This window comes from Butyrivibrio sp. INlla18 (assembly GCF_900103635.1).
Classification (GTDB): domain Bacteria; phylum Bacillota; class Clostridia; order Lachnospirales; family Lachnospiraceae; genus Butyrivibrio.
This window is the reverse complement of record NZ_FMXK01000004.1, coordinates 97,886-119,680: the sequence shown is the minus strand read 5'-3', so window position 1 is coordinate 119,680 and position 21,795 is coordinate 97,886. Positions and strand designations below refer to the sequence as shown.

The 21,795-nt window shown below is 40.7% G+C and carries 19 protein-coding genes; 17 read left to right on the top strand and 2 right to left on the bottom strand.

The window, feature by feature from the left end; translation table 11 throughout:
* Positions 1 to 6 precede the first annotated feature (6 nt).
* From BLS24_RS01930 to BLS24_RS01855, 16 genes are all read left to right on the top strand, one after another.
* Positions 7 to 1,095, top strand: a complete 1,089-nt coding sequence (locus BLS24_RS01930) for a hypothetical protein (RefSeq protein WP_091755633.1) — start codon at positions 7 to 9, stop codon at positions 1,093 to 1,095.
* 11 nt (positions 1,096 to 1,106) lie between these two features.
* Complete coding sequence (gene asnB / locus BLS24_RS01925; protein ID WP_091755631.1) at positions 1,107 to 3,062, top strand: asparagine synthase (glutamine-hydrolyzing); 1,956 nt, start codon at positions 1,107 to 1,109, stop codon at positions 3,060 to 3,062.
* 34 nt (positions 3,063 to 3,096) lie between these two features.
* Positions 3,097 to 3,969 carry an alpha-1,2-fucosyltransferase gene (locus BLS24_RS01920; RefSeq protein WP_091755629.1) on the top strand — a complete coding sequence of 291 codons (873 nt, stop codon included), beginning with the start codon at positions 3,097 to 3,099 and terminating at the stop codon, positions 3,967 to 3,969.
* 151 nt (positions 3,970 to 4,120) lie between these two features.
* Complete coding sequence (locus BLS24_RS01915) at positions 4,121 to 5,782, top strand: ABC transporter ATP-binding protein (RefSeq protein ID WP_242872207.1); 1,662 nt, start codon at positions 4,121 to 4,123, stop codon at positions 5,780 to 5,782.
* 14 nt (positions 5,783 to 5,796) lie between these two features.
* Positions 5,797 to 6,834 (top strand): alpha-1,2-fucosyltransferase, encoded by a 1,038-nt coding sequence (locus tag BLS24_RS01910; RefSeq protein ID WP_091755627.1) that lies wholly within the window; start codon positions 5,797 to 5,799, stop codon positions 6,832 to 6,834.
* A gap of 3 nt (positions 6,835 to 6,837) precedes the next feature.
* Positions 6,838 to 7,608: a DUF5672 family protein gene (locus BLS24_RS01905; protein ID WP_242872206.1), complete on the top strand. Its 771-nt coding sequence runs from the start codon at positions 6,838 to 6,840 to the stop codon at positions 7,606 to 7,608.
* The gene (locus tag BLS24_RS01900) at positions 7,605 to 8,657 is read left to right on the top strand and encodes a glycosyltransferase family 2 protein (protein WP_091755625.1); all 1,053 of its coding nucleotides are present in this window, start codon (positions 7,605 to 7,607) and stop codon (positions 8,655 to 8,657) included. Before BLS24_RS01905 ends, BLS24_RS01900 begins: the two co-directional genes overlap by 4 nt.
* Complete coding sequence (locus tag BLS24_RS01895; protein WP_091755623.1) at positions 8,647 to 9,603, top strand: glycosyltransferase family 17 protein; 957 nt, start codon at positions 8,647 to 8,649, stop codon at positions 9,601 to 9,603. The genes BLS24_RS01900 and BLS24_RS01895 overlap by 11 nt, the downstream gene beginning before the upstream one ends.
* A 2-nt stretch (positions 9,604 to 9,605) precedes the next feature.
* Entirely contained in the window at positions 9,606 to 10,802 is a 1,197-nt protein-coding gene (locus BLS24_RS01890; protein WP_091755621.1) for a hypothetical protein, read from the top strand.
* A complete protein-coding gene (locus BLS24_RS01885) occupies positions 10,783 to 12,192 on the top strand; it encodes a DUF3329 domain-containing protein (protein WP_091755619.1) in 1,410 nt (469 codons plus the stop codon). The genes BLS24_RS01890 and BLS24_RS01885 overlap by 20 nt, the downstream gene beginning before the upstream one ends.
* Positions 12,177 to 13,154 (top strand): glycosyltransferase family 2 protein, encoded by a 978-nt coding sequence (locus BLS24_RS01880; RefSeq protein WP_091755617.1) that lies wholly within the window; start codon positions 12,177 to 12,179, stop codon positions 13,152 to 13,154. The genes BLS24_RS01885 and BLS24_RS01880 overlap by 16 nt, the downstream gene beginning before the upstream one ends.
* A complete protein-coding gene (locus tag BLS24_RS01875; protein WP_091755615.1) occupies positions 13,151 to 14,323 on the top strand; it encodes a polysaccharide pyruvyl transferase family protein in 1,173 nt (390 codons plus the stop codon). The genes BLS24_RS01880 and BLS24_RS01875 overlap by 4 nt, the downstream gene beginning before the upstream one ends.
* A 27-nt stretch (positions 14,324 to 14,350) precedes the next feature.
* Complete coding sequence (locus BLS24_RS01870; RefSeq protein ID WP_091755612.1) at positions 14,351 to 15,280, top strand: alpha-1,2-fucosyltransferase; 930 nt, start codon at positions 14,351 to 14,353, stop codon at positions 15,278 to 15,280.
* The gene (locus tag BLS24_RS01865) at positions 15,280 to 16,806 is read left to right on the top strand and encodes a lipopolysaccharide biosynthesis protein (protein ID WP_091755609.1); all 1,527 of its coding nucleotides are present in this window, start codon (positions 15,280 to 15,282) and stop codon (positions 16,804 to 16,806) included. Before BLS24_RS01870 ends, BLS24_RS01865 begins: the two co-directional genes overlap by 1 nt.
* Positions 16,807 to 16,843: 37 nt before the next feature.
* Entirely contained in the window at positions 16,844 to 17,974 is a 1,131-nt protein-coding gene (locus tag BLS24_RS01860) for a glycoside hydrolase family 88 protein (RefSeq protein ID WP_091755607.1), read from the top strand.
* Positions 17,975 to 18,170: 196 nt separating this feature from the next.
* Complete coding sequence (locus tag BLS24_RS01855; protein WP_071177017.1) at positions 18,171 to 18,428, top strand: hypothetical protein; 258 nt, start codon at positions 18,171 to 18,173, stop codon at positions 18,426 to 18,428.
* 50 nt (positions 18,429 to 18,478) lie between these two features.
* Here the strand turns inward: BLS24_RS01855 and rbr are convergent, their stop codons facing one another.
* Entirely contained in the window at positions 18,479 to 19,036 is a 558-nt protein-coding gene (rbr, locus tag BLS24_RS01850; RefSeq protein WP_091755605.1) for a rubrerythrin, read from the bottom strand.
* A gap of 34 nt (positions 19,037 to 19,070) precedes the next feature.
* A complete protein-coding gene (locus tag BLS24_RS01845) occupies positions 19,071 to 20,258 on the bottom strand; it encodes a ribonuclease H-like domain-containing protein (protein WP_091755603.1) in 1,188 nt (395 codons plus the stop codon).
* 220 nt (positions 20,259 to 20,478) lie between these two features.
* Between BLS24_RS01845 and rsxC the strand changes: the two genes are divergently transcribed.
* A complete protein-coding gene (gene rsxC / locus BLS24_RS01840) occupies positions 20,479 to 21,795 on the top strand; it encodes an electron transport complex subunit RsxC (RefSeq protein WP_091755601.1) in 1,317 nt (438 codons plus the stop codon).

Sequence of the window (21,795 nt, the reverse complement as noted above, 5' to 3'; positions counted from 1 at the left end):
TTGGATATGAGCGGAAAAAAGTGGTTTGCTTCAATAATCATAATGTGCTTTGCGGCGCTTTTAGTACTTTCAGGATGTGTCTTTTGGACAGATCCTTTTTTCCATTACAGGAGTCCAAGAGATTATTTCTATTATGATCTTGAGGAACAGCGTTACCAAAACGACGGAATCACCAGACATTTTGATTACGATGCCATTATAACAGGCACTTCCATGTGCGAGAATTTCTCGGCTTCTGAGTTCGATTCAGTATTTGGCACAAACTCTATTAAAGTTACTTTTTCCGGAGCAACCTACAAAGAGATAGAAGAAAATCTAAAAGCCTCTTTTAACAGCGGACATTCACCAAAGTATGTCCTTAGAGGCCTTGACTATTCACTTCTTGTAAGGGATAAGGATGAGCTTAGGCTTGATATGGGCGAATATCCTGACTACCTTACTAATAAGAATCCTTTTGATGATGTAAAATATCTTTTAAACAGAGATGCCATAGTAAACTACACACTCCCAATCCTTTTAAGGTACATAAAAGGGCAGGAGGGCGGACATACAAGCTTTGATTCCTACAGCTATACAGCAAACAGGAATACCTTTGATAGCGCAGTTGTGCTTAACGGACGTAAAAGCTTTGCAGATCCAGTTACCATAAATGAGGTGACTTCGGATGAAGCTAACATGCTTGCTGGCAACATAGAATACAACGTTATCAGCATGGCCAAAGAGCATCCGGAGACCACATTCCTTTATTTCTTCCCACCTTATTCCATGGACTATTTTGGAATCATCAGGGAAGAGGGAAATCTGTCAAAAGAGCTTGAGTACAAGAGACAGGCTATAGATATGATGCTTGAATATGACAATATTCACGTTTATAGTTTTACAATGGCAACAGATATAACTACAGACCTTGATAGATACAGAGATCCAGCTCACTATGATGAGGGTGTTAATTCCTGGATCATCCAAAGAATCGGTGATTGCGAAGTTTCTGGTGCAGAGTCAGAATACCGTATCACTAAGGAAAACGTCGAAGAGTACTCTACAAAAGAAAAAGAGCTCTTAGAAAACTTTGATTACAATTCACTTATTGGCTAAAGGGGAAGAATATGTGCGGAATCGCAGGCCTATGCGGCTACAATAGTAATGGTGAAAAGAATATACGAAGAATGAACGAACGCCTTATTCACAGAGGACCTGATGCAGGTGATATCTGGAATAGCCCAGGTGACCTTGTTTGGTTTGGACACAGGCGTCTTTCTATAAGAGATCTGTCCAAGAATGGGTCTCAGCCTATGGTATCTAGAAGCGGCAAGTCAGTAATTGTCTACAATGGAGAGATCTATAACGCAGACAAGCTTGCTGATCTTCTTAAGGAAAAGGGCTATGTCACAGGCTTTAGAGGAACTTCTGATACAGAGGTCCTCTTAGAAGCGATCGAGCACCTTGGAATTACCGAGACACTTAAGTTTTGTAAGGGCATGTTTGCTCTTGCAGTTTATGATATGGAAACCCATGAAGTGTCTCTTGCAAGGGATAGGATTGGGGAGAAGCCTCTTTACTACGGCTTTGTAAATGGCAATTTTGTATTTGCCTCCGAAATATCAGCCATAAGAGCTATTGAGGGCTTCAAGAACCGCATTTTCGAAGAAGCGCTTAATCTCTATTTTTGCCATGGCTATATTCCTGCGCCATATACCATCTATCAGGATATTTACAAGCTAGAGCCAGGAACTATATTAAAGGTGTCTGCACCATTTTCATATTTTAGACCAGTTCATGAAGATGATGAGACAGGCGTTATTACTGGTGTTCAGAGATCTGGCGGTGAGCATAGCTTTGAGACATATTACGATATCAGAGAAGTTGCTATAAATGGTCAAAAGAACCAGTTTAAGGGCACTGCAGAAGAAGCAGCAGATGAACTTGAAAAGAGATTAAAAGAGTCCATCAGAGGACAGCTTGTTTCTGATGTGCCTATTGGTGCATTCCTTTCAGCTGGAATTGATTCAAGTACTGTTGTTGCCCTGATGCAGGAGGTGAGTCCAGAAAAGGTCAAGACCTTCACCATCGGTATGCAGGATCCAAAGTACAATGAGGCTGAGGCAGCCAAAGAGATAGCAGCGCACCTTGGAACAGAACATACAGAGCTTTACATAACTGAGCAGGATGCCAAGGACGTTATTCCTAACATTCCACACATGTTTGGGGAGCCTTTTGCTGATTCATCACAGATACCTACATATCTTGTAAGCAAGATGACTAGAGAGCATGTGACGGTTTCGCTTTCTGGAGATGGCGGAGATGAGCTCTTTTGCGGATATAGGTCCTATGAATCAGTAGACAGGATCTGGAACAAGATGAAGGGAGTTCCAGTTGGACTTAGAAAAGGTGCTGGTAAGATGCTTGCTCATTCAAGAGCAGCTAGCAGCGACGAGATCCTTAGGGATAAAGCGCGTCTTTTGCAGGCAAAGAGCCCTGAAGACCTGTATAGGATCCAGTACGAGATGGTTCCATTTGCAAAGGAGGTAGCAAAGAGCAGGATCATGCTACCTTATAAATACAGCCTTTCAGAAAAAGACGTTCTGTCTGAGGTAAACCATGACATCATGCTGATGGACATGAAGATGTATCATCCTGATGACATTCTTGTTAAGGTGGACAGAGCAGGTATGGCTGTTTCACTTGAGAGTCGTATACCACTTCTTGATCCAGACGTGGTTGAATTTGCATGGAGTCTTCCAGTAAGTCTTTTACGTGATAAAAAGACAGGCGAGGGCAAGCAGGTCCTTAGAAACGTGCTCTATCGCCATGTTCCAAAGGAGCTTATGGATAGACCAAAGAAGGGCTTTTCTATTCCTATCGGAAGCTGGCTCAAGACTTCTGAACTCAAAGACTGGGCAGAGGATCTAATAGCAGAAGACAAGCTAAAAAGAGAAGGATATTTAAATCCAGAAATAGTACACAAGATCTGGAATAACTTTATGAGTGAAGACGGAACCTATCAGCCACTTATATGGTACATCCTGATGTTTGAGCAGTGGCTAGATTATGGTATAATATAATGACGTTTTGTTCACTTTTCATAATGGAGGAATTATGATAATCATTCAGCTTAAAGGCGGACTTGGCAATCAGATGTTTCAGTACGCTTTATATAAGAGTCTCAAGAAGCTTGGCAAAGAGGTCAAGATAGACGACACAACAGGATTTGTTAATGACAAGCTCAGGATTCCTGTTCTAGACAGGTGGGGAGCTACATATGACAAAGCAACCGATGAGGAGATCATCGCCCTTACTGATTCCAAGATGGATATCTTCAGCAGAATCAGAAGAAAGCTCACAGGTAGGAAGTCTTTCAGGATCGATGAGGAATCAGGTAAGTTTAATCCGGAGATCTTAGAAAAAGATGATGCTTACCTTGTTGGTTATTGGCAAAGTGACAAGTACTTTGAAAACGATGAAGTAATCGCAGAGCTTAAGAAGATATTTGAGAAGAGACCACAGGACCTTATGAATGACACCACAAGCTGGACTATCCTTCAGCAGATCGAGTGCTGCCAGTCTGTAAGTCTTCATGTGCGCAGAACAGATTACATCGATGAAGAGCATGCAAGCATTCATAATCTTTGCAGTGAGAAGTATTACAAGAATGCTATCGATCATGTCAGAAGCAAGCATTCTGATGCTGTATTCTTCATCTTTACTGATGATAAAGAATGGTGCAAGGAGCACTTTGTTGGACCTAACTTCATAGTAGTCGAGCTGGAAGAGGGACCGAAGACTGATATTGCTGAGATGACTCTTATGAGTAGATGCAAGCATCACATCCTTGCAAACAGCTCATTTAGCTGGTGGGCAGCATGGCTCAATGATTCACCTGACAAGCTCGTTATTGTTCCAGAGAAGTGGATCAATAACCGTGACATGGATGATATCTACACCAAGCGTATGACTAAGATGGCTATTTGAGTAAAAGGTGTTACAGACAATGAATGAAACAAAAAAAGTAAGTATGTTTACTAAACTTAACTATATATTTGATAAAAAACAAAAAGGGCAGCTTATTTTATTAGCTGTCCTTATACTGATTGGGGGTGTTGTTGAAACTTTAGGAGTTTCAATGATGCTTCCAGTAGTTTCTGCAATATTAAAGCCCGAAGCTATTCATAGACAGATTGACAAGCGTCCAGAGCTTCAGAGCATCGTTGATTTCTTGCATATCGACACAGACCTAGAGCTTATAACAGTTTTAGTAGTTGTTGTTATCTTCCTTTTTGTATTCAAAAATCTTTACCTTCTGTTTCTTGTTTACAAGCAGAATACATTCATTTCAAGAGCTAGAAATGACATGATAAGCCGTGTCATGAGAGAGTTCCTCAATAGACCATATGAGGCATACCTTGGGGCAGATATTCCTACGGTATTCAGAATTACTGATAGTGATATTCCAAAGACCTTCACACTTATGCTCTCAATCCTTTCTCTTGCAACAGAGTTTGTAGTATCAACCTGCCTTGGTATCGTGCTTTTATTAGTTAACTGGCAGATGACACTTCTCATGATCTTTGTTCTTTTGATCCTGACTCTTATTATCACTAAGGTTTTAAAGCCTCGTCTTAATAGGATCGGCAGAAAGAATCAGGAGACTCAGTCAAGGATTGCCAAGTGGCGTCTTCAGGCTATATACGGACTCAAGGACGTAAAGGTATTAAACAGACAGGATTTCTTTATCAGAAATTATTATGAATCAGGAAAGCTTGGAGCTGATATAGACAGGAACTACATTGTTCTTAACAACATTCCAAGACTTCTTATAGAGACTGTGTTTGTGGCAGTAGTTCTTTTGTATGTACTCCTCTATCTTGTAAATGGCGGAGATGCTACAGCACTTCTTCCACAGATCTCAGCATTTGGTGTGGCTGCCATCAGGATCATGCCATCTGTTAATAGAATCAATACATATCTTACTCAGATCGCTTATAACCAGTTCAGCTTGGACTTCGTATATAACAACTTAACTGAGTCCATGAAGGAAGATAAGGAAATGCGTGCAGAAAGAGCTGCAATCGCAGGTCCTGAGCTTCACCTTGAAAAAGAGATCAGCTTAAAGGATATTACTTTTGCTTATCCTGACGCTGAAGTAAACATCTTCACAGATGCCAACATGGTAGTTCCTAAGGGTAAGTCAGTTGGTATCATGGGACCATCTGGTGCAGGTAAGTCAACTATCGTAGATGTGCTCCTTGGTCTTTTACATGTTAAGTCAGGAGAAGTTCTCTGTGACGGTAGCAACATCTTTAGTAACTACGATTCATGGCTTGCTCAGATAGGATACATTCCACAGTCTATCTACCTTGTAGATGAATCCATCAGAGCAAATATCGCTTTTGGTATTGATGAAGATCAGATAGATGATAACAGGATCTGGGAAGTAATGAAGGAAGCTCAGCTTGCTGACTTTGTTAAGACTCTTCCAGAGGGTCTTGATACCAGAATTGGTGACAGAGGCGTTAGATTGTCTGGTGGACAGAGGCAGAGAATCGGTATTGCCAGAGCTCTTTATCACAATCCAGAGATACTGGTATTTGATGAGGCTACATCTGCTCTTGATAATGAGACAGAGGCAGCAGTCATGGAGGCTATCAACAGTTTCCACGGCAAGAAGACAATGGTCATCATTGCACACAGACTTAACACTATCGCTAACTGCGATATCATCTATGAAGTAAAAGATGAAAAGATACATGAGACATCCCTTGAGGGCAGAACAATAATACAGTAAGGGCTTAGGATTATATGATAGGAACAGAGTTTATAAAAGGATATGGACTTGGAAATCAGCTTTTTTTCTATGTGACTACAAGATGTGTAGCTCTTGAAAAAGGCGTTGATTTTGGTTTCATAAATCCTGGTCAGGTTGGAAATGTAGCTCAGTCCAACATGGGAATGTATTTCATGGATATTGATATGGGCAAAGAGATTCCTCTTAAGGACAAGGATAAGTTCAAGATCTTTGTTGAGCAGGATGATCGCCTGTACATGGGTAATTCCAAGCACGACATGGCAAATGGCTGCTATATAAGTGGCCCTGATCCAAAGCTTTTTGAAGTTGAAGATAATACCCTTATTTATGGTAATCTCCAGGATCAGAGCTATTTTGAAAAATATAGAGATCAGATAAAAGATTGGCTTAAGGTTAAGCCTGAGGCAGAGTCCTATGAGTACACATCAGATGATCTTTGCATTATCAATATCAGAGGCGGCGAGTATACTGACCACCCTGAGCTGTACCTTGACAGGAGATATTTCTTAAATGCCATCGAGCATATGAAAGAGATAAATCCAAACATGAGATTCATGGTAGTAACAGAGGATGAAGAGGCTGCCAAAAAGGTCCTTCCTGAGTATGAGTGTCATCATTTTGATATGGGTAAGGATTATGTAACAGTCAAGAATGCAAGGTACCTTATCCTTTCAAATTCTTCATTTTCAATAATGCCAGTACTTTCAAGCACAGAGCTCAAGTACGCCATAGCTCCTAAGTACTGGGCAAGACACAATATTTCAGATGGCTTCTGGTCTTCAGAGCAGAACATCTACACCTTCCTTCATTATCAGGACAAGAAGGGCAAGATATTTACTGCTGATGAGTGCAGAAAAGAGCTTGAAGAATACAAAAAGACATCAAGACTTTATGCCAGAAGAAATGTAAAGCCTGGTAAGTTTAGATACTTCTGCCAGATCATCAGAAGAAAATGTATCTACGGAGTCTTTTACCTTAAGAAGATCATAAGATCTCTTGAGAGAAGAACCGGTATTATAAAGCGGATATAAGTTATGAGTGATAATAGTAAAAAATTAAAGCTTCCTAATGTGACTCTCTGTGCTATGACCAGCGTCAACATCTATGAGACCGTCAAGGCCATGAAGTACAGCATGAGGGATATTGAATTTGGAGATGCAGTGCTTATTACAGACAAGAAGCCTTTTTATCTCCCTCAGAATATCAGATATAGCCACACAGACAAGCTTGATAGCATTGATAAATTTAATTACAAGATGGTCTATGAGCTAAAGGACCACATCAAAACTGACTTTGTCATGATAGTTCATGCTGATGGATTTATTATTCACCCTGAGAACTGGACTGATGAGTTTCTTGAGTACGACTACATCGGATCTCCTTGGCCACTTCCGCAGAATGACTATGCCTACAGAGATAGTAAGGGTGAGATCTGCCGCGTAGGAAACAGTGTTTCCATCAGGTCAAAGAGACTTCTTGAGTATCCAACTGTACATAACCTTAAGTGGGAAAAGGGATACGATGATTTTTACAATGAGGATATCTTCCTTTGCTGCATGCACAAGAACGACATGGAGGCAGAGGGGCTTAAGTGGGCACCACTTGAACTTGCGGTTAGATTTGGTAGAGAACATCCTCTCCCAGAAAATAAGGGCATAGAGCCTTTTGCTTTCCACAAATGGTGGGGAGAAAATGAAGGTTATCCACATTTTTACAGCCCAAAGAAGAGATTTAAGATGGCAGTAAGACCACTTCTGTTTTGGAGAAGATCAAAGAAGTGGAAAGAGGAGCACAATATCACATGACTTTTTCGATCATAGTGCCTGTTCATAATGGCGAGAAGTACATAGATGACATGATGGATCCTATCATCGCTCAGCTTGATCAGGACATTGACCTTGAGGTGCTGTTTGTGGAAAATGGCTCCACAGATAATAGTCCCAAGATCTGCGATGAGTATGCAAGAAGTTATCCCTTCATAAAGGCCTTTCACTATGGACCAATTGGTGCCTATAGCGCCAGAAGAGAAGGAATCAAGAATGCTAAGGGACAGTGGCTCATATTTGTTGACGTAGATGACTGTCTTACAGGCGCAGCTCTTTCCAAGATAGAAAGAGCTATAGTCCAGAATAGAAGGAATGCTCCTGCCCTTGATATGGTGCTGTATAACGCAGCATATCTTGATGACAAGGAAAAGAGAAAGTTTTCATTCCCACTTGAAGAGGGAAAGATATATAAAGGAGACGACAAGAGAATCTTTTACGAGATCATGTGCAAGAACGATTCTCTAAACGCCCTCTGGAATAAGTGCATTACCAGAGAACTTGCTCTTTCTGCTATCAGTGTCAATGAGCAGGATAAACTTAATCACGGCGAGGACCTCCTTCAGACTGCTGCATTTATCGACAAGGCAAAAGAGATCGTCTATGTGGATGAGATCTTGTATTACTATCGCAGAAACAACGAAGGCCTCACAGCAGGCTATCATCCTGATTACATAACTCATCAGGAGAGAGCTTGGGAGGCATTTGCAGACTATAGTGAGAAATGGGTTGGTGACTGCTTTAACAGTTACATCAATGCCAGAAAGTCTCTTACATGTACCATCGCGGTGATAAATATTATCTATTCAAATGTGCCTCTTTCTGAGATCAAAGAAAAGCTAAAATGGCTCATGGATCAGAAGTTCTATAACGAATTTGCAGAGCTTGACCTTCCGGCATGGGCACCAGAAGAGGACGTTTATGTACACAAGCTTCAGAAGGCATCTGACCCATATTTGAGACTTATGATGTCTGCTACAAAGCGCAGATTAAAGACAAGGATTAAAAGGATTTTAAAACATGGTTTATGATCTTATACCTTTTTTCAATGAACTTGATATTTTAAGGCTTAGACTCAATATTCTTAACCCATATGTGGATAAGTTTATCATCGAGGAAGCCACAACTACTTTTTCTGGTGAACCAAAAGAGCTTTGTTTTGAGAAAAATAAGGATATGTTCAAAGAGTTTTTGGACAAGATCATCTATGTTGTTGTGGATGAGGATCAGGACTTTAAGGTAACTCATGAGCGTGACTATTTCCAAAAGAACCACCTTACAAAGGGACTTGATGAAGTAGGTGCCACAGAGGATGACGTGATCATTTTTGGCGATGCAGATGAGATTCCAAATCCAGAGGTTCTTACTAATATCATCGAAACCTTTGACAAGCACAAGGTATATCACCTTGCCCAGAGAAACTTTTACGTATATGTAAATAACGAAGAAAGATCAGGAAGACTTTTATCTATAACAGGAGAATTTCCTGAGATAGCAGAAATAGATAGAAAGTGGCTTGGAACCAAGATTACATCAATTCTCAATATTCCAAAGGAAGGAATTGTGAGACTTCGAGACCTTATTTCTGTCTGCGATGAGAGATCAGTTCGTGTAGCTGATGGCGGATGGCACTTTGGATATATGGGCGGCTGCAAGGAAACTAACCCAGCTAAGAGAATTGGCGTTAAGGTTAAGGCAGCAGCGCATCAGGAGCTCAATGACAAAGAGATTCTTGCTGAGACCATGGACCACCTTGTTCTTGGACAGGATATCTTTGGACGAAATGCAAAGTTTGAAAGATGCGAAGTGGACGAGACATATCCTGAGTACCTTCGTGAGCACCTTTCAGAGTATAGCCATCTGGTAATGCCGAAGGTTACAGCTTTATCAAGGACCTATCACTACCTTGATATCACAGCAGGACGCTTTTTCAGAAAAGCTTTCAGAAAGATAAAAAGAATCATTACACGCAGATAATTATGGAAAAATTATTAGACATGTTTTCAAAAGAGAATAGGAAAAAGACAGCGGAAGTACTGGTATATCTTGCCATTACTTTAGAACTGTTTTTCATGGTCCTTGAAAAAAGTGAAGTTTCTATTCCTTATATCAGCCATGTTTTCAGGGTTACATTTCTTTTTACCTTGGCAGCAGTTCTTTTGATGGAGCATAACAAAAAAGAGTGGATCGCCATTGCCTTAGTTACAGTATTTACCTTTGTTTGTTATAGGATCACAGGTAGAAATGAGCTCCTTAGATTTTCCTATTATGTCTTTGCACTTAGAGATATCGATCTAAAAAAGATCATGAAATATTACTTCTATTTTTCAGCCATTGGCTTTGCAGTGATAGTGCTGTTATCCGTTACAGGAATCCTTGGAGATGTAGCTATCATCACTGATTATGGCAGAGAGATAGAGGATGAAAAGAGATATGTATTTGGCTTTGGACATCCAAATACGCTGGCAGGTTGCGTTTATGCCCTGGAGCTTTTGTGGATATGGCTCTATGGCAAAAAAGCTAAGCTCTACCAGTACGTAATAGCATTTGCCGCTATCTGGGGCACCTACAAGCTTACATCTTCCAGAACCAGCGTAATGATATTTATGGGTACACTTGCTATTGCCTTTATCGTTAGATACATTCCTGTACTTGGAAAGCTCAGGTTCCCATATATTTTGACTTCCCTTGTTACACCAGTGGCAGCAGTAGCTTTTTCAGTATGGGCAGCAGCTGTAAGCGAGATACCTAGATTTCACATGGATACAGATTATCAGATCAAGCTTACAAGATTTGATGATATGTTAAATAACAGAATACAGAACCTTTACAGAGGTAGTGAGAGACACGGCGGAGCTCTTATTTCCTGGAAGCTTTTCTCAGATAACCTTAGTGAAGAGATGTTTGATATGGGATGGGTCAGGATCTTTTACTGGTATGGCATCATTCCTGGCGCACTTATAGTCATACTTACATTTGTATTTATTTATCTGTGCCTCAAAAGACGTGACGCATGGACTTTGATACTTATCTTATCTCTTGGGGTATACACAGTTATCGAAGCTACATTTGTTTCAAGATATATTGGTAGGAATATGCTTCTTCCAATACTAGCTGTTTATTTGGGAGACTTTATCTTACATCGAGGAGAAAGAAATGATTCAGAACAAAACTAAGAAAAATATCTTTTTCTTAATGGCATTTATAACCTTCATAATGGTGGCTGTTTATGAGTATCTGACACCTGTTATGTCTGATGACATCTTCTATGGAGGCGTTGTTTCAGGTGCCAAAAACATATTTGATCTCTTTGGACAGGAATATGATCATTATCTCCATCACAGTGGCAGAAATGTAGCTCATATAATCCTTAGATTCTTTTTGTTTAGCGGCAACAAGGTAATCTTTGATATTGTGGCGGCCCTTGTATTTACTTTGGAATCAACCCTTATCTACTTAAATGTTGATTCTAGAGAAAAATACGACATCAGGATCTACGGCGTTATCCTTTGCTTTTTATGGTTCTTTGATCCAGCCATCAGTAACACAGTTTTCTGGGAGACTGGAGCATGTAACTATCTCTTTACAGGAACCATCGTACTTGGATATGTGACTTTATTTAGAAAGCACTTGAAGCTTGAGTCAGAAAATTCTATAGGACTTATGATAAAGCTTGCATTACTTGGACTTTTAGCTGGCTGGTGCAATGAGAATACATCTGGCGGAGTTATTCTTGTTACAGTTATTCTCCTTGCCTATAAGTGGCTTCAGAATAACAAGAGCTTTAAGTTCCTTAAGCCTTGGATGGTGATCTCTTTAGTAGCTAACCTTATTGGATTTGCCTTCATGATCGCATCTCCTGGTAACTACTCAAGAGCAGAAGGTGCAGACGAAGAGCACACAGGATTTATGGCTCTTATGGCTAGATTTTTAAAGATCGTTCTTAATATCAAGGAAAACTACCTTGTTCTTACAGTAATGTTTGTAGTGCTCATTATTTTCGTAGCTTATGTAGCAGTAGATAAGAGAAAGTTCATGGAGATGACTAGAACCATGAGATTCTTTGGATTTATTGCACTTGCTACTGCATTTGCTCTTATAGCTGTTCCATCATCTCAGATCAGAACATACTATGGAGCAGGTCTTTTCCTTATGATTGCTGTAGCAAATGGTGTGGCTATCTTTGCTAACACTAAGCTCTTGTCAGGAAGTGCTTCTGATCAGGAAAAGGGACTAGCATTTGTAATGCAGCAGACAGCTGTAACATCTGCGGTAGTAGTAGCTCTTTTGATCTTGATGTTCTCATATATCGAAAATGGAGCTAATCTTGCTAGGATCAAGAGAGAGTTTAATGAAAGAGATGCTTATCTGCAGGAGCTTGCAGATAAGGGAGAGATAGACGTATATGCACCAAAGTTAAGACCACAGTGGGATAACAGATTCTCATTTGCATATCAGTCTGATCTTGATGAGGATTATCATTTCTGGATCAATCAGTTCTATGCTGAGAAATATGGCTTCGACACAGTTTCAGGTGTGGAAAGGGAAGAATGGACAGAGTATTAAGTATTATAATTCCAGTTTATGAGGCTAAGGACACTCTGGAGAGATGTGTCCAGTCTTGTCTTGCCCAAAAGGACCTTCTTGAGAAGGAACTGGAAGTAATACTTGTAGATGATGGCTCAACTGACGGTAGTAGCGACCTGTGTGATGCGCTTGCAGCCAAAGACCAGCATGGTCGCATCAAGGTCAAGCACACCAGAAACTTTGGTGTATCCCATGCTAGGAATATCGGACTTGAGATGGCAGAAGGTGATTACATTACCTTTGTGGATGCAGATGATACTATATGGGAGTCTTTTGCAGAGGATATGCTAAGATACCTTGATGAAGCCACTGTGATAGTTGATGAGACAGATAGCTATGCTAGCAGCAGTAAGATAAGCGGCTATCAGTACATTGAGAATTCTATCCTTAACAAGAACACCCACGTATGGGGTAAGCTCTTTAAGAGACAGACTCTTAGAGACGGCCATGTGATGTTCAAGGAAGGACTATCTATTGGAGAGGATCTTCTCTTCATGCTTGATATAGCTCTTTTACAGGGAAAAGAGCGTACTATACGCCTCATATCCGGAAATGGGTATAACTACGAAGAAAACGAAGCAAGTGCCATGAACAGGGCATTTAAGGAAAGTTACATGGATCAGCTTGTGTGCTGGAAAGAGGCAGAAGATAGGCTTCTTCCAGTAGCAGAGCACATTTCACATTATGCTTTTGTGAGCGTAGCTGCCTCCCAGATCATGACAGCTCTTTTGGTAGCTGGTAAGCTAGCCGTAGTGCCTGAAGATCAGAGAGATGCTGATATCACAAACCTTGTTATCATGAGAGTTGGGGACCAGATAGAACACGCTCTTAAGGTGCGAGGCGCCTTTGCGGGACTTTCAACCGGATACAAGGTTAAAGTACTTCTTTTTAGGATCAGTCCTAAGTTATATCTTAAGCTCTATGGGGGATATAAAAAATGAATCTAAACAGACCAATAGTTTTATATATGCATGCTGGCTCTGGGAATCATGGCTGTGAAGCAATCGCAAACAGCACTGTTAAACTCATTGCGGCAGAAAGAGAAAAGCAGGGAGCAGATACAAAGCTTCCAGTTCTCATAGTTACCAACAGCGTGGCAGAGGACAGAAAGTATTCTCTTGGAGATCTAGAAAAAGAAGGTCTTTGTACCCTTGTAGAAGAAAGACACATCGACAGAGTATTTGTTGATCACGTTCTCTACTATGGATACAGAAAGATCACAGGAGACAGAGAGTCCTTCTTAAGATACAGATTTAAGGATGCTTTTAAGCTCTTTTCACAGATGGTGAAGGATGCGCCTGAATGGGATAAGAGCCAGAAGCCATTGGCGGTATCTATCGGAGGAGACAACTACTGCTATCCGGAAATGGTGCAGGATCTTATCCTTGCTCACAATGTATTTAGGAAAAAAGGCTTTGAGACAATCCTTTGGGGATGCTCAATAGAGCCTGATTCTCTAAAAGACCCAGTTCTATTCAAGGACCTGTGTGCATATTCAAAGATATATGCAAGAGAATCGATCACATATAATGGACTTTTGAATGCGGGAATATCAGCTGACAAGCTGGTTCTTAGAAAAGATCCTGCATTTATGCTTGATACATCTGATGTTTCAGATGGAGATGTAGTTAAACAGGGTAAGACCATTGGAATAAATTTAAGTCCTATGGTCATTGAAAAAGAAAAGACTCCAGGAATCACCATGGAGAACTACAAGAAATTCATTCAGTATATCTTTGATAACACTGATGATTCTGTGGCTCTTATTCCACATGTGGTATGGAGTGGAAGTGATGATAGAAAGCCTCTTACTGAGCTCTATGAGGCATTTAAGGATACTGGCAGGATCGCGCTTATTGGAGATAGACCTGCTGAGGGACTTAAAGGATATATCGCTAAGTGCAGCTTTTTTGTAGGTGCCAGAACACACAGCACCATTGCTGCATACAGTAGCAATGTTCCAACACTTGTAATTGGCTATTCAGTTAAGAGTAAGGGCATTGCCACAGATCTTTTTGGAACCTATGAGAACTATTGCCTTCCAGTTCAGGAACTATCTGAGCCGGATTCACTAATAAAGGCATATAACAAGATAAAAGAAACTGCTTAAAGACTAAATGGGGATTGGGGAAATACTATGATAATAATTCAGATCGCAGGCGGCCTGGGAAACCAAATGCAGCAGTATGCACTTTATCGTAAGCTATTAAAACTTGGAAAAGAAGTTAAGTTGGACCTTTCATGGTTTGATCCAAAGATTCAAAAGAACATGCTCGCTCCAAGAGAATTTGAACTTGCACTTTTTAAGGACCTTCCTTATGAGGTGTGCACCAAGGAGGAGAAGGCAGCTCTTTTAAAGAGAAATATATTCCAGAAGGTAGTAGGAAAAGTTGCTAATATGTTAAGACTTACTCCTTCTGCAAATCCTAAGGTATTTGTAGAGACCAAGATGTATCATCCGGAAGTATTCGAGCTGGATGATATGTATATTACAGGCTATTTTGCATGTCAGTATTACTATGATGACATTATGCCTGAGCTTAGAGAGTTATTTGTCTTTCCTGACCACAGAGATCCAGATCTGCAGCAGCGCAACAAAGTTATTGCAGCCAAGATGGACTCTGAGGTTTCAGTAAGCGTTCATATCAGAAGAGGCGATTATCTTGCTCCTGAAAATGTAAAGATACTTGGAAACATCGCATCTGATGAGTATTACAAGAGTGCTATGAATCATTTCCTCAAAGAGGATCCGTCAACACACTTCTATATCTTCACCAGCGATCATGAATACGCAAGGGAGAATTACAGCGACGAGTCCAGATATACTATAATAGACTGGAACATTGGCAAAGATTCCATTCAGGATCTGATGCTCATGAGTCACTGTAAGGGCAACATCTGTGCCAATTCAACCTTTAGCTTCTGGGGTGCAAGGCTCAACAAGAGAGAGGACAAAGAGCTTGTTCGTACTCTTAAGATGAGAAATAATCAGGTTGCTGAACCTGAGACTATGCATAAATACTGGAAAGATTGGATATTGATTGATAATCAAGGAAACATCGTTTAATGGGAAGAATTAAATCTGCAACAAGAAATATAGCATTTGGATTTATTGGGCAGGCTGCTACGCTGATCTTGTCTTTTGCTTTACGTACCATTTTTATCATGCACTTAAGCGAAGACCTTCTTGGCGTCAACAGCATGTACAGTAATATTCTTTCTCTCCTGAACATGGCTGAGCTTGGAATAGGAACAGCTCTTAACTTCAGCCTTTACGGTCCTGTAGCAAGGGGTGAAAAAGAGAAGATCAAATCCTATATGCAGCTGTATCGCAAGGCTTATCGCGTGATCGCTACAGTTGTGGCAGTTGTAGGTCTTTTGCTGGTACCATTCCTTAAGTATCTTGCCAAGAACCCGGGAGATGTATCTGAGAGAGATCTCACACTTTATTACCTTATCTTCTTGTTTAATACAGTCAGCAGCTACTTTGTAGCCTACAAGTACAGCCTTGTAAATGCTGAACAAAAGAACTATATTCAGACCAATATTTTAACTATTACCAAGATCGTTACAGTAAGTATTCAGATCGCAGTAGTAGTAATAACAGAGAACTTTTATCTTTTCCTTTTGACAGATGCGGCAGTGCAGCTGGTTCAGAAGGTATTTGTATCAATTTATCTGGACAAGAAGTATCCGCTTCTTAAGGAAAAGAACATCGAACCTCTGGCTAAGGCAGAGAGCGATGAAGTCTGGAACAAGACCAAGGCCTTAGTTTTTCACAAGGTAGGTGATGTGGCAAGACTTCAGACAGATGCCATTATCATTACTTCTTTTATCCAGGTAAAAATGGCTGGATATGTAGATAACTACAATCTGGTCCTTAACTCAGTATCAAACTTTGTAAATATTATTTTTAACTCGGTTATTTCAAGCTTTGGAAATCTGATCGCTACAGAGTCCAAGCAAAAGCAGTATGAAATGTTCAAGGTTTACAGGTTCTTTGCATCCTGGATCTATGGATATTCCTGCGTGGGATTCATGATCCTTTTGACACCTCTTATCAGGATATGGATCGGCGATAAGTGGGTGCTGGTTCCAGCAGCAGTGTACTGCATACTTACGGATTATTACTTCAAGGGCGACAGAATAGTCCTTAGTAACTACAAGACGGCAGCAGGCGTATTCGAGCAGGATAAGTACCTGGCCCTCATTCAGGGAGCAGTTAACCTTGTATTATCAATTGCTCTTGTTCAGACACCACTTGGAATTGTTGGTATCTACGTAGGAACTATCGTGTCAGGACTTATTGCAAATATCACCAAGCCTATAATCATCTACAGGGCTTGCTTTGATATGGACGCCAGCAGCTACTTTATTGATTCCTTTAAATATATAGCTAGTTTGCTATTTGTACTTTTATCTTGTCATTTCATAAGTCTTAAGGTACTGGCAAACTTAAATATATTTACTTTCCTGATCATGGCAGTGATCATTACAGTTGTCTTTAACGGAGTTTATTTTATTCTTTACGGCAGGAGTGAAGAGTTTAAATATCTTTTTGGCAAGTTGCGTGAGAAGTTGGTGAGGCATTGAGATTTGTGACTATGGTCACAAAAAGAGGGAGACTCGTATGGAAAAAAGCTTCAATGAAATGTACCAGGAGATAGTAAAAAAGGCTGAATCTGAACTTGATGACATTATGAATGTGTCGCTTATCGACAAGATGAAGGACACAGCCAAGAAAGTAATGGGAAGATCTGTAAGGACCAAGGATCCACTATTTTGGCCTTCAGGAATGCTGATGCTGGGACTTTTGTCTGCAGCAAAGGATAGGGTCATAAGACCTGAGATCATGGCCCACATTTCTGCGCATACAGATATGTGGCTTAGAGATTATGACGGCAAAATTGACTTTGTAGATGATGCTCTTGCTGGTTACTGCTTTGTAAAGAGCTATGAGTACACACAGGAAGATAAGTACAAAGAGGCAGCAGATAAGATTGCTGACTTTATTGCCAAGACTCCAAGGGACAATGATGGCTCTGTTATCTACAATCCTGGCCGTGATTCAACAAATATCTTTGCTGATGGCGCTGGACAGGTTTCTATGTTTATGGCAGCCTACGGCGAAGCTTTTGGAGATTCTGATATTTCTATTAGTGCTGGGGCAAGACTTAGCGCAGCCAAGCAAATCAAGAATTTCTACAATCATGGAATAGATAAGAGAACAGGACTTAACTACCATGGATACTCCATGGAAGAAGGTACCAAGAAGGGACTTCTTGGATGGGGCAGAGCTTTTGGATGGCTCTTTATGGGTATTACTGAGGCAGCAGTTGTACAGGCTAAGGCCAGCGTACAAGGTGCTCCTACCAAGGCAGAAGCCATTGCTGAGGATATCGATGTAGTTGAGATATATAGAAATATCTGTGAGATAGCCCTTGATTACCAGAGATTTGACGGTGGCTGGAGCTGGCAGATGCAGGCTGTTGAAGGACATATCGATATGTCTGCAACTGGCATGATCACATACTGTATCGCAAGAGGTGTTAACGCTGGAATCTTTGCAGATTCAGCGGTTCCACCATTAAAGGAAAAACTTGCCAAAGCCCGCGATTGTATGATCGCTCACACCAAGGATGGCGACGTCCTTGACGCCCTTAGTTCCTGCGACGACTTCGGCGTTCATTACCAGACCTACGGCGCATACCCATGGGGTCAGGGTGCTGTACTTGCCGCCCTTGCTGAAATTGGGGAATAATTTTTGAGCCCTAGGGACGGAGGTTAGGGCTCATTTTTTGAAAGTGCTTTTGAGCTCTGCATTTGCAGAGCTCTTTTTTGTTGTTGCACATGAAATAGTATTGTGATATATTATATGTAGTAATCAATACTACATGAAATGATTTATAAAACAACATTCAATATATCGATACTTTTTGTACGCAATGGAGGAGACTATGAACGCAAAGGAACTTCAGAAATACTTTAAAGAACATCTCGTACCATCCAAACTTTACAAGATTGGAGGCGCTCATAAGAACAGAATATGTCTTGCCAAAACTGAAAATGGCTGGTCAGTTTTCTTCCAGGACAAAAAGGAAAAAATTGGGGTAATGAATTTTGTTGATGAGGCGTCAGCTTGTAGCAGGATGAAAGATGAACTCAGAAAGCTTATGGAGCAGATGTACGGAATTACATGGGCTCCGGCAAGGTAAGGGTTATAAATAAAACCTCTGTCTTTTGTAAGACAGAGGTTTTTTTAACATCAATAATTTTCAGCTTTTCTCATGAAGTAAGCCTGAGGGTGATTACATACCGGGCAGATTTCAGGAGCTTTAGGACCGATAACAATGTGGCCACAGTTTGAGCATTCCCAGATAGTGTCGCCATCGTCTGAGAAAACAAGATTTCCTTCTACGCTAGCAAGGAGTTTTTTATATCGCTCTTCATGCATTTTTTCGATCTCGGCGACTTTCTCAAAGAGGATTGCTATATCGTTGAAGCCCTCTTCACGAGCTTTTTTTGCAAAAGAAGGATACATTTCTTTCCATTCATAGCCTTCGCCATCGGCAGCTGTCTGGAGGTTCTCTGCGGTGGTGCCAATTCCAGCAAGAATCTTGTACCAGAGTTTAGCATGCTCTTTTTCATTATTTGCTGTCTCTTCAAAGAGCTTACTGATCTGAACATAGCCATCTTTCTTGGCCTTAGAAGCAAAGTAGGTATACTTGTTTCTTGCTTCAGACTCACCAGCAAAAGCTGCAAGAAGGTTTTTTTCTGTTTCAGTGCCTTTTAGTTCGTTGGTTCTTGGTTCCAGATTTGCCATAAAAAATCTCCTTTCTTGTATTAAGAAATCAACATTATAGTTCTAAGACATGAGCAATGACGTGACAAGCATATAAGCTCATGGCAAAGCGGCTTTGTTTCATATTGTCGTTGAGGTCAAAGAAAAACTCTTTGTCGCTATAGTTCTTTTTAAAGAATGGAGAAAAGCAAAGATCCCATTCTCTTAGGTACTGACCTTTCTTTTTGGTGTAGCAGTTTTCGGCAGTAGCTTTTTCTCTAAAGTCCTTATCTACAAAGCTGGCAATAGACTTGTGAATTGCCGTATCCTCTTGTGGAAGATAGTAGTAGTCCTTGTAATTTGAGTAGAAGTACTTAAGCTCTGTCTCATAGAGAGGAACTCTAAGGATAGCTTCGTCGCCTTCAATCTTGAAATAGCACCCATCAAGATTTCCTGAGAGGGATGAAGGAAGCTTATATCTTAAAGATAGTTTCATGTATACTTCAGTCTTTTGCTGACCATCTATATCATCGTAGTAATTAGCCTGAACTTTCCTAGCGCGGAGAGGCAAAAGATCCAATACTTCCTCGGAAGTAGGAATCTCTGCGTCTGTTCTGATGGACATATCTGGCATATTTGAAAATGATAAAAAGAATGCTCTGTAGCGGAGCATAGGTAGTAGCTCAAACATGCCCTTAACATCCTCAAAGTTATGGAGCATAAGGAGTTTAAGTAGCTCAGAATCCTTGGACTTAGTGTACTGCTTGTAGATAGGGATGAGCTTACCGCCATCGTATTTATCTTCACGCTGAATTCCGAGATAGAGCTCAATTGTCTTTTGCTTACAATCAAGGAGCCCAAGCTGTCTCTTGTAATCCTTGATCTCTTTGTAGATATCAAGGGAGCTCATGCTTGCAAATGGGTCTTCAAGGCCGTATTTTTCTAATTTATTCTGAATAAATGGAATGTCGAATCTATCTCCATTAAAGTGAATTGCTATCTTAAAAGACTTTACGAAAGAACTGAAAGCTTTTAAAACCTCTTCTTCCTGAGAAGAATTCTCAGCAAAGAACTGGCAGATATGCCAATTGTGCTTGTCGTAATATGCTACGCCAATAAGGTAAATATCGGAGCTTTTGGGTGAAAGACCTGTAGTCTCGATATCTATAAAGAATATGTCCTCTGGTGCACAGTCAAGTAGCTTTGGCAGAGTGTATATAATATGCTCGTCTGGGAAAACCAAACCTTCGCTAGTTTTGATCATAAAATCTTCTCTCTTTCCGAAATCGCCTACATTTATCAGTATATCATAATTCTATTTTCTAAAATACCTGACTGATTATTTGAGGGGGATATTATTGTCAGAAAAATTAAGTTTAATCATCATTTTTGCTGAAAATCATATATAATATTTCTATGGGAAAATCACTCTGGATAATTCTATTTCAGGGGAAAAATTCTAAAAAATGAAAGAAGGGTAGGATATGGCAAGAGGTACTTTTGAGGGCGGCATACATCCCTACGAAGGCAAAGAGCTTTCCAAGGATAAGCCCATAAAATCAGTGCTACCAAAGGGCGATCTGGTGTATCCCATTTCTCAACACATCGGGGCACCGGCAAAGCCTATCGTTGCTGTGGGGGATCACGTACTTACAGGACAGAAGATCGCAGAAGCAGGTGGCTTTGTTTCTGCACCAATCTATGCAACTGTTTCCGGAACAGTTAAGTCTATCGAACCTAGAAGACTGGCAACTGGTGCTATGTGCGAGAGTATCATAGTAGAAAACGATGGCAAGTATGAAGAGGTTGAATTTAAGCCAGCTAAGCCATACGAAGAGATGACTGCAGAGGACAAGATCGCAGCAGTTCGTGAGGCAGGAGTAGTTGGTATGGGCGGTGCAGGTTTCCCAACCGCTGTTAAGTTCTCTCCAAAAGAGCCAGACAAGATCGATTACGTCATTGCGAATTGCTCTGAGTGTGAGCCTTATCTGACTTCAGACTATAGACGTATGATCGAAGAACCAGAGCTTCTTTTAGAAGGTCTCAAGATTGCAGTCAGCATATTCCCAAATGCCAGAGGTATCCTGGCAATTGAGGACAACAAGCCTGATGCTATCGCCAAATTCAAAGAATTAACTAAAGACGAAGAAAAGATAAGCGTTAAGCCCGTCAAGACCAAGTATCCTGAGGGCGCTGAGCGTATGCTTATTTATGCTGTTACAGGAAGAGAGATCAACTCATCTATGCTCCCTGCTGATGCAGGCTGTATCGTAGACAACGTTGATACTCTTTGTGCTGTGTGCAGAGCGGTAAAAGAGGGACGTCCTCTCATGGAGAGAATCGTTACCATTACTGGTGATGCCATCACAGATCCTAGAAACTATAAAGTAAGAATAGGAACCAATTATAGAGAGCTCCTTGATGATGCAGGCGGATTCAGAACAGAACCAGCCAAGATCATTTCAGGTGGTCCTATGATGGGATTTGCTATTTTTGATCTTGATGTTCCTACTACTAAGACAGCATCAGCACTTACATGCCTTACCAAGGATGAAGTAGCTGAGTTTGAGCCAACAGCCTGCATTAACTGTGCAAGGTGCGTTGAGGTCTGCCCTGAGAGACTTATTCCAAAGAATCTGGCAGATGCTGTTGAACATAACAATGAACGGGCATTCCTTGATATGTACGGAATGGAGTGCTGTGAATGTGGATGCTGTAGTTACATCTGCCCAGCTAAGAGACAGCTTACTCAGCTGATCAAGGGTATGCGTAAGATACAGCTTGGAAAAAGGAAAAAGTAA

Bases quoted from the DNA above. Each gene is read 5' to 3' on its own strand.
- BLS24_RS01930 (WP_091755633.1), top strand. From the start codon at position 7: ATGAGCGGAAAAAAGTGGTTTGCTTCAATAATCATAATGTGCTTTGCG.
- asnB (WP_091755631.1), top strand. From the start codon at position 1,107: ATGTGCGGAATCGCAGGCCTATGCGGCTACAATAGTAATGGTGAAAAG.
- BLS24_RS01920 (WP_091755629.1), top strand. From the start codon at position 3,097: ATGATAATCATTCAGCTTAAAGGCGGACTTGGCAATCAGATGTTTCAG.
- BLS24_RS01915 (WP_242872207.1), top strand. From the start codon at position 4,121: ATGATGCTTCCAGTAGTTTCTGCAATATTAAAGCCCGAAGCTATTCAT.
- BLS24_RS01910 (WP_091755627.1), top strand. From the start codon at position 5,797: ATGATAGGAACAGAGTTTATAAAAGGATATGGACTTGGAAATCAGCTT.
- BLS24_RS01905 (WP_242872206.1), top strand. From the start codon at position 6,838: ATGAGTGATAATAGTAAAAAATTAAAGCTTCCTAATGTGACTCTCTGT.
- BLS24_RS01900 (WP_091755625.1), top strand. From the start codon at position 7,605: ATGACTTTTTCGATCATAGTGCCTGTTCATAATGGCGAGAAGTACATA.
- BLS24_RS01895 (WP_091755623.1), top strand. From the start codon at position 8,647: ATGGTTTATGATCTTATACCTTTTTTCAATGAACTTGATATTTTAAGG.
- BLS24_RS01890 (WP_091755621.1), top strand. From the start codon at position 9,606: ATGGAAAAATTATTAGACATGTTTTCAAAAGAGAATAGGAAAAAGACA.
- BLS24_RS01885 (WP_091755619.1), top strand. From the start codon at position 10,783: ATGATTCAGAACAAAACTAAGAAAAATATCTTTTTCTTAATGGCATTT.
- BLS24_RS01880 (WP_091755617.1), top strand. From the start codon at position 12,177: ATGGACAGAGTATTAAGTATTATAATTCCAGTTTATGAGGCTAAGGAC.
- BLS24_RS01875 (WP_091755615.1), top strand. From the start codon at position 13,151: ATGAATCTAAACAGACCAATAGTTTTATATATGCATGCTGGCTCTGGG.
- BLS24_RS01870 (WP_091755612.1), top strand. From the start codon at position 14,351: ATGATAATAATTCAGATCGCAGGCGGCCTGGGAAACCAAATGCAGCAG.
- BLS24_RS01865 (WP_091755609.1), top strand. From the start codon at position 15,280: ATGGGAAGAATTAAATCTGCAACAAGAAATATAGCATTTGGATTTATT.
- BLS24_RS01860 (WP_091755607.1), top strand. From the start codon at position 16,844: ATGGAAAAAAGCTTCAATGAAATGTACCAGGAGATAGTAAAAAAGGCT.
- BLS24_RS01855 (WP_071177017.1), top strand. From the start codon at position 18,171: ATGAACGCAAAGGAACTTCAGAAATACTTTAAAGAACATCTCGTACCA.
- rbr (WP_091755605.1), bottom strand. From the start codon at position 19,036: ATGGCAAATCTGGAACCAAGAACCAACGAACTAAAAGGCACTGAAACA.
- BLS24_RS01845 (WP_091755603.1), bottom strand. From the start codon at position 20,258: ATGATCAAAACTAGCGAAGGTTTGGTTTTCCCAGACGAGCATATTATA.
- rsxC (WP_091755601.1), top strand. From the start codon at position 20,479: ATGGCAAGAGGTACTTTTGAGGGCGGCATACATCCCTACGAAGGCAAA.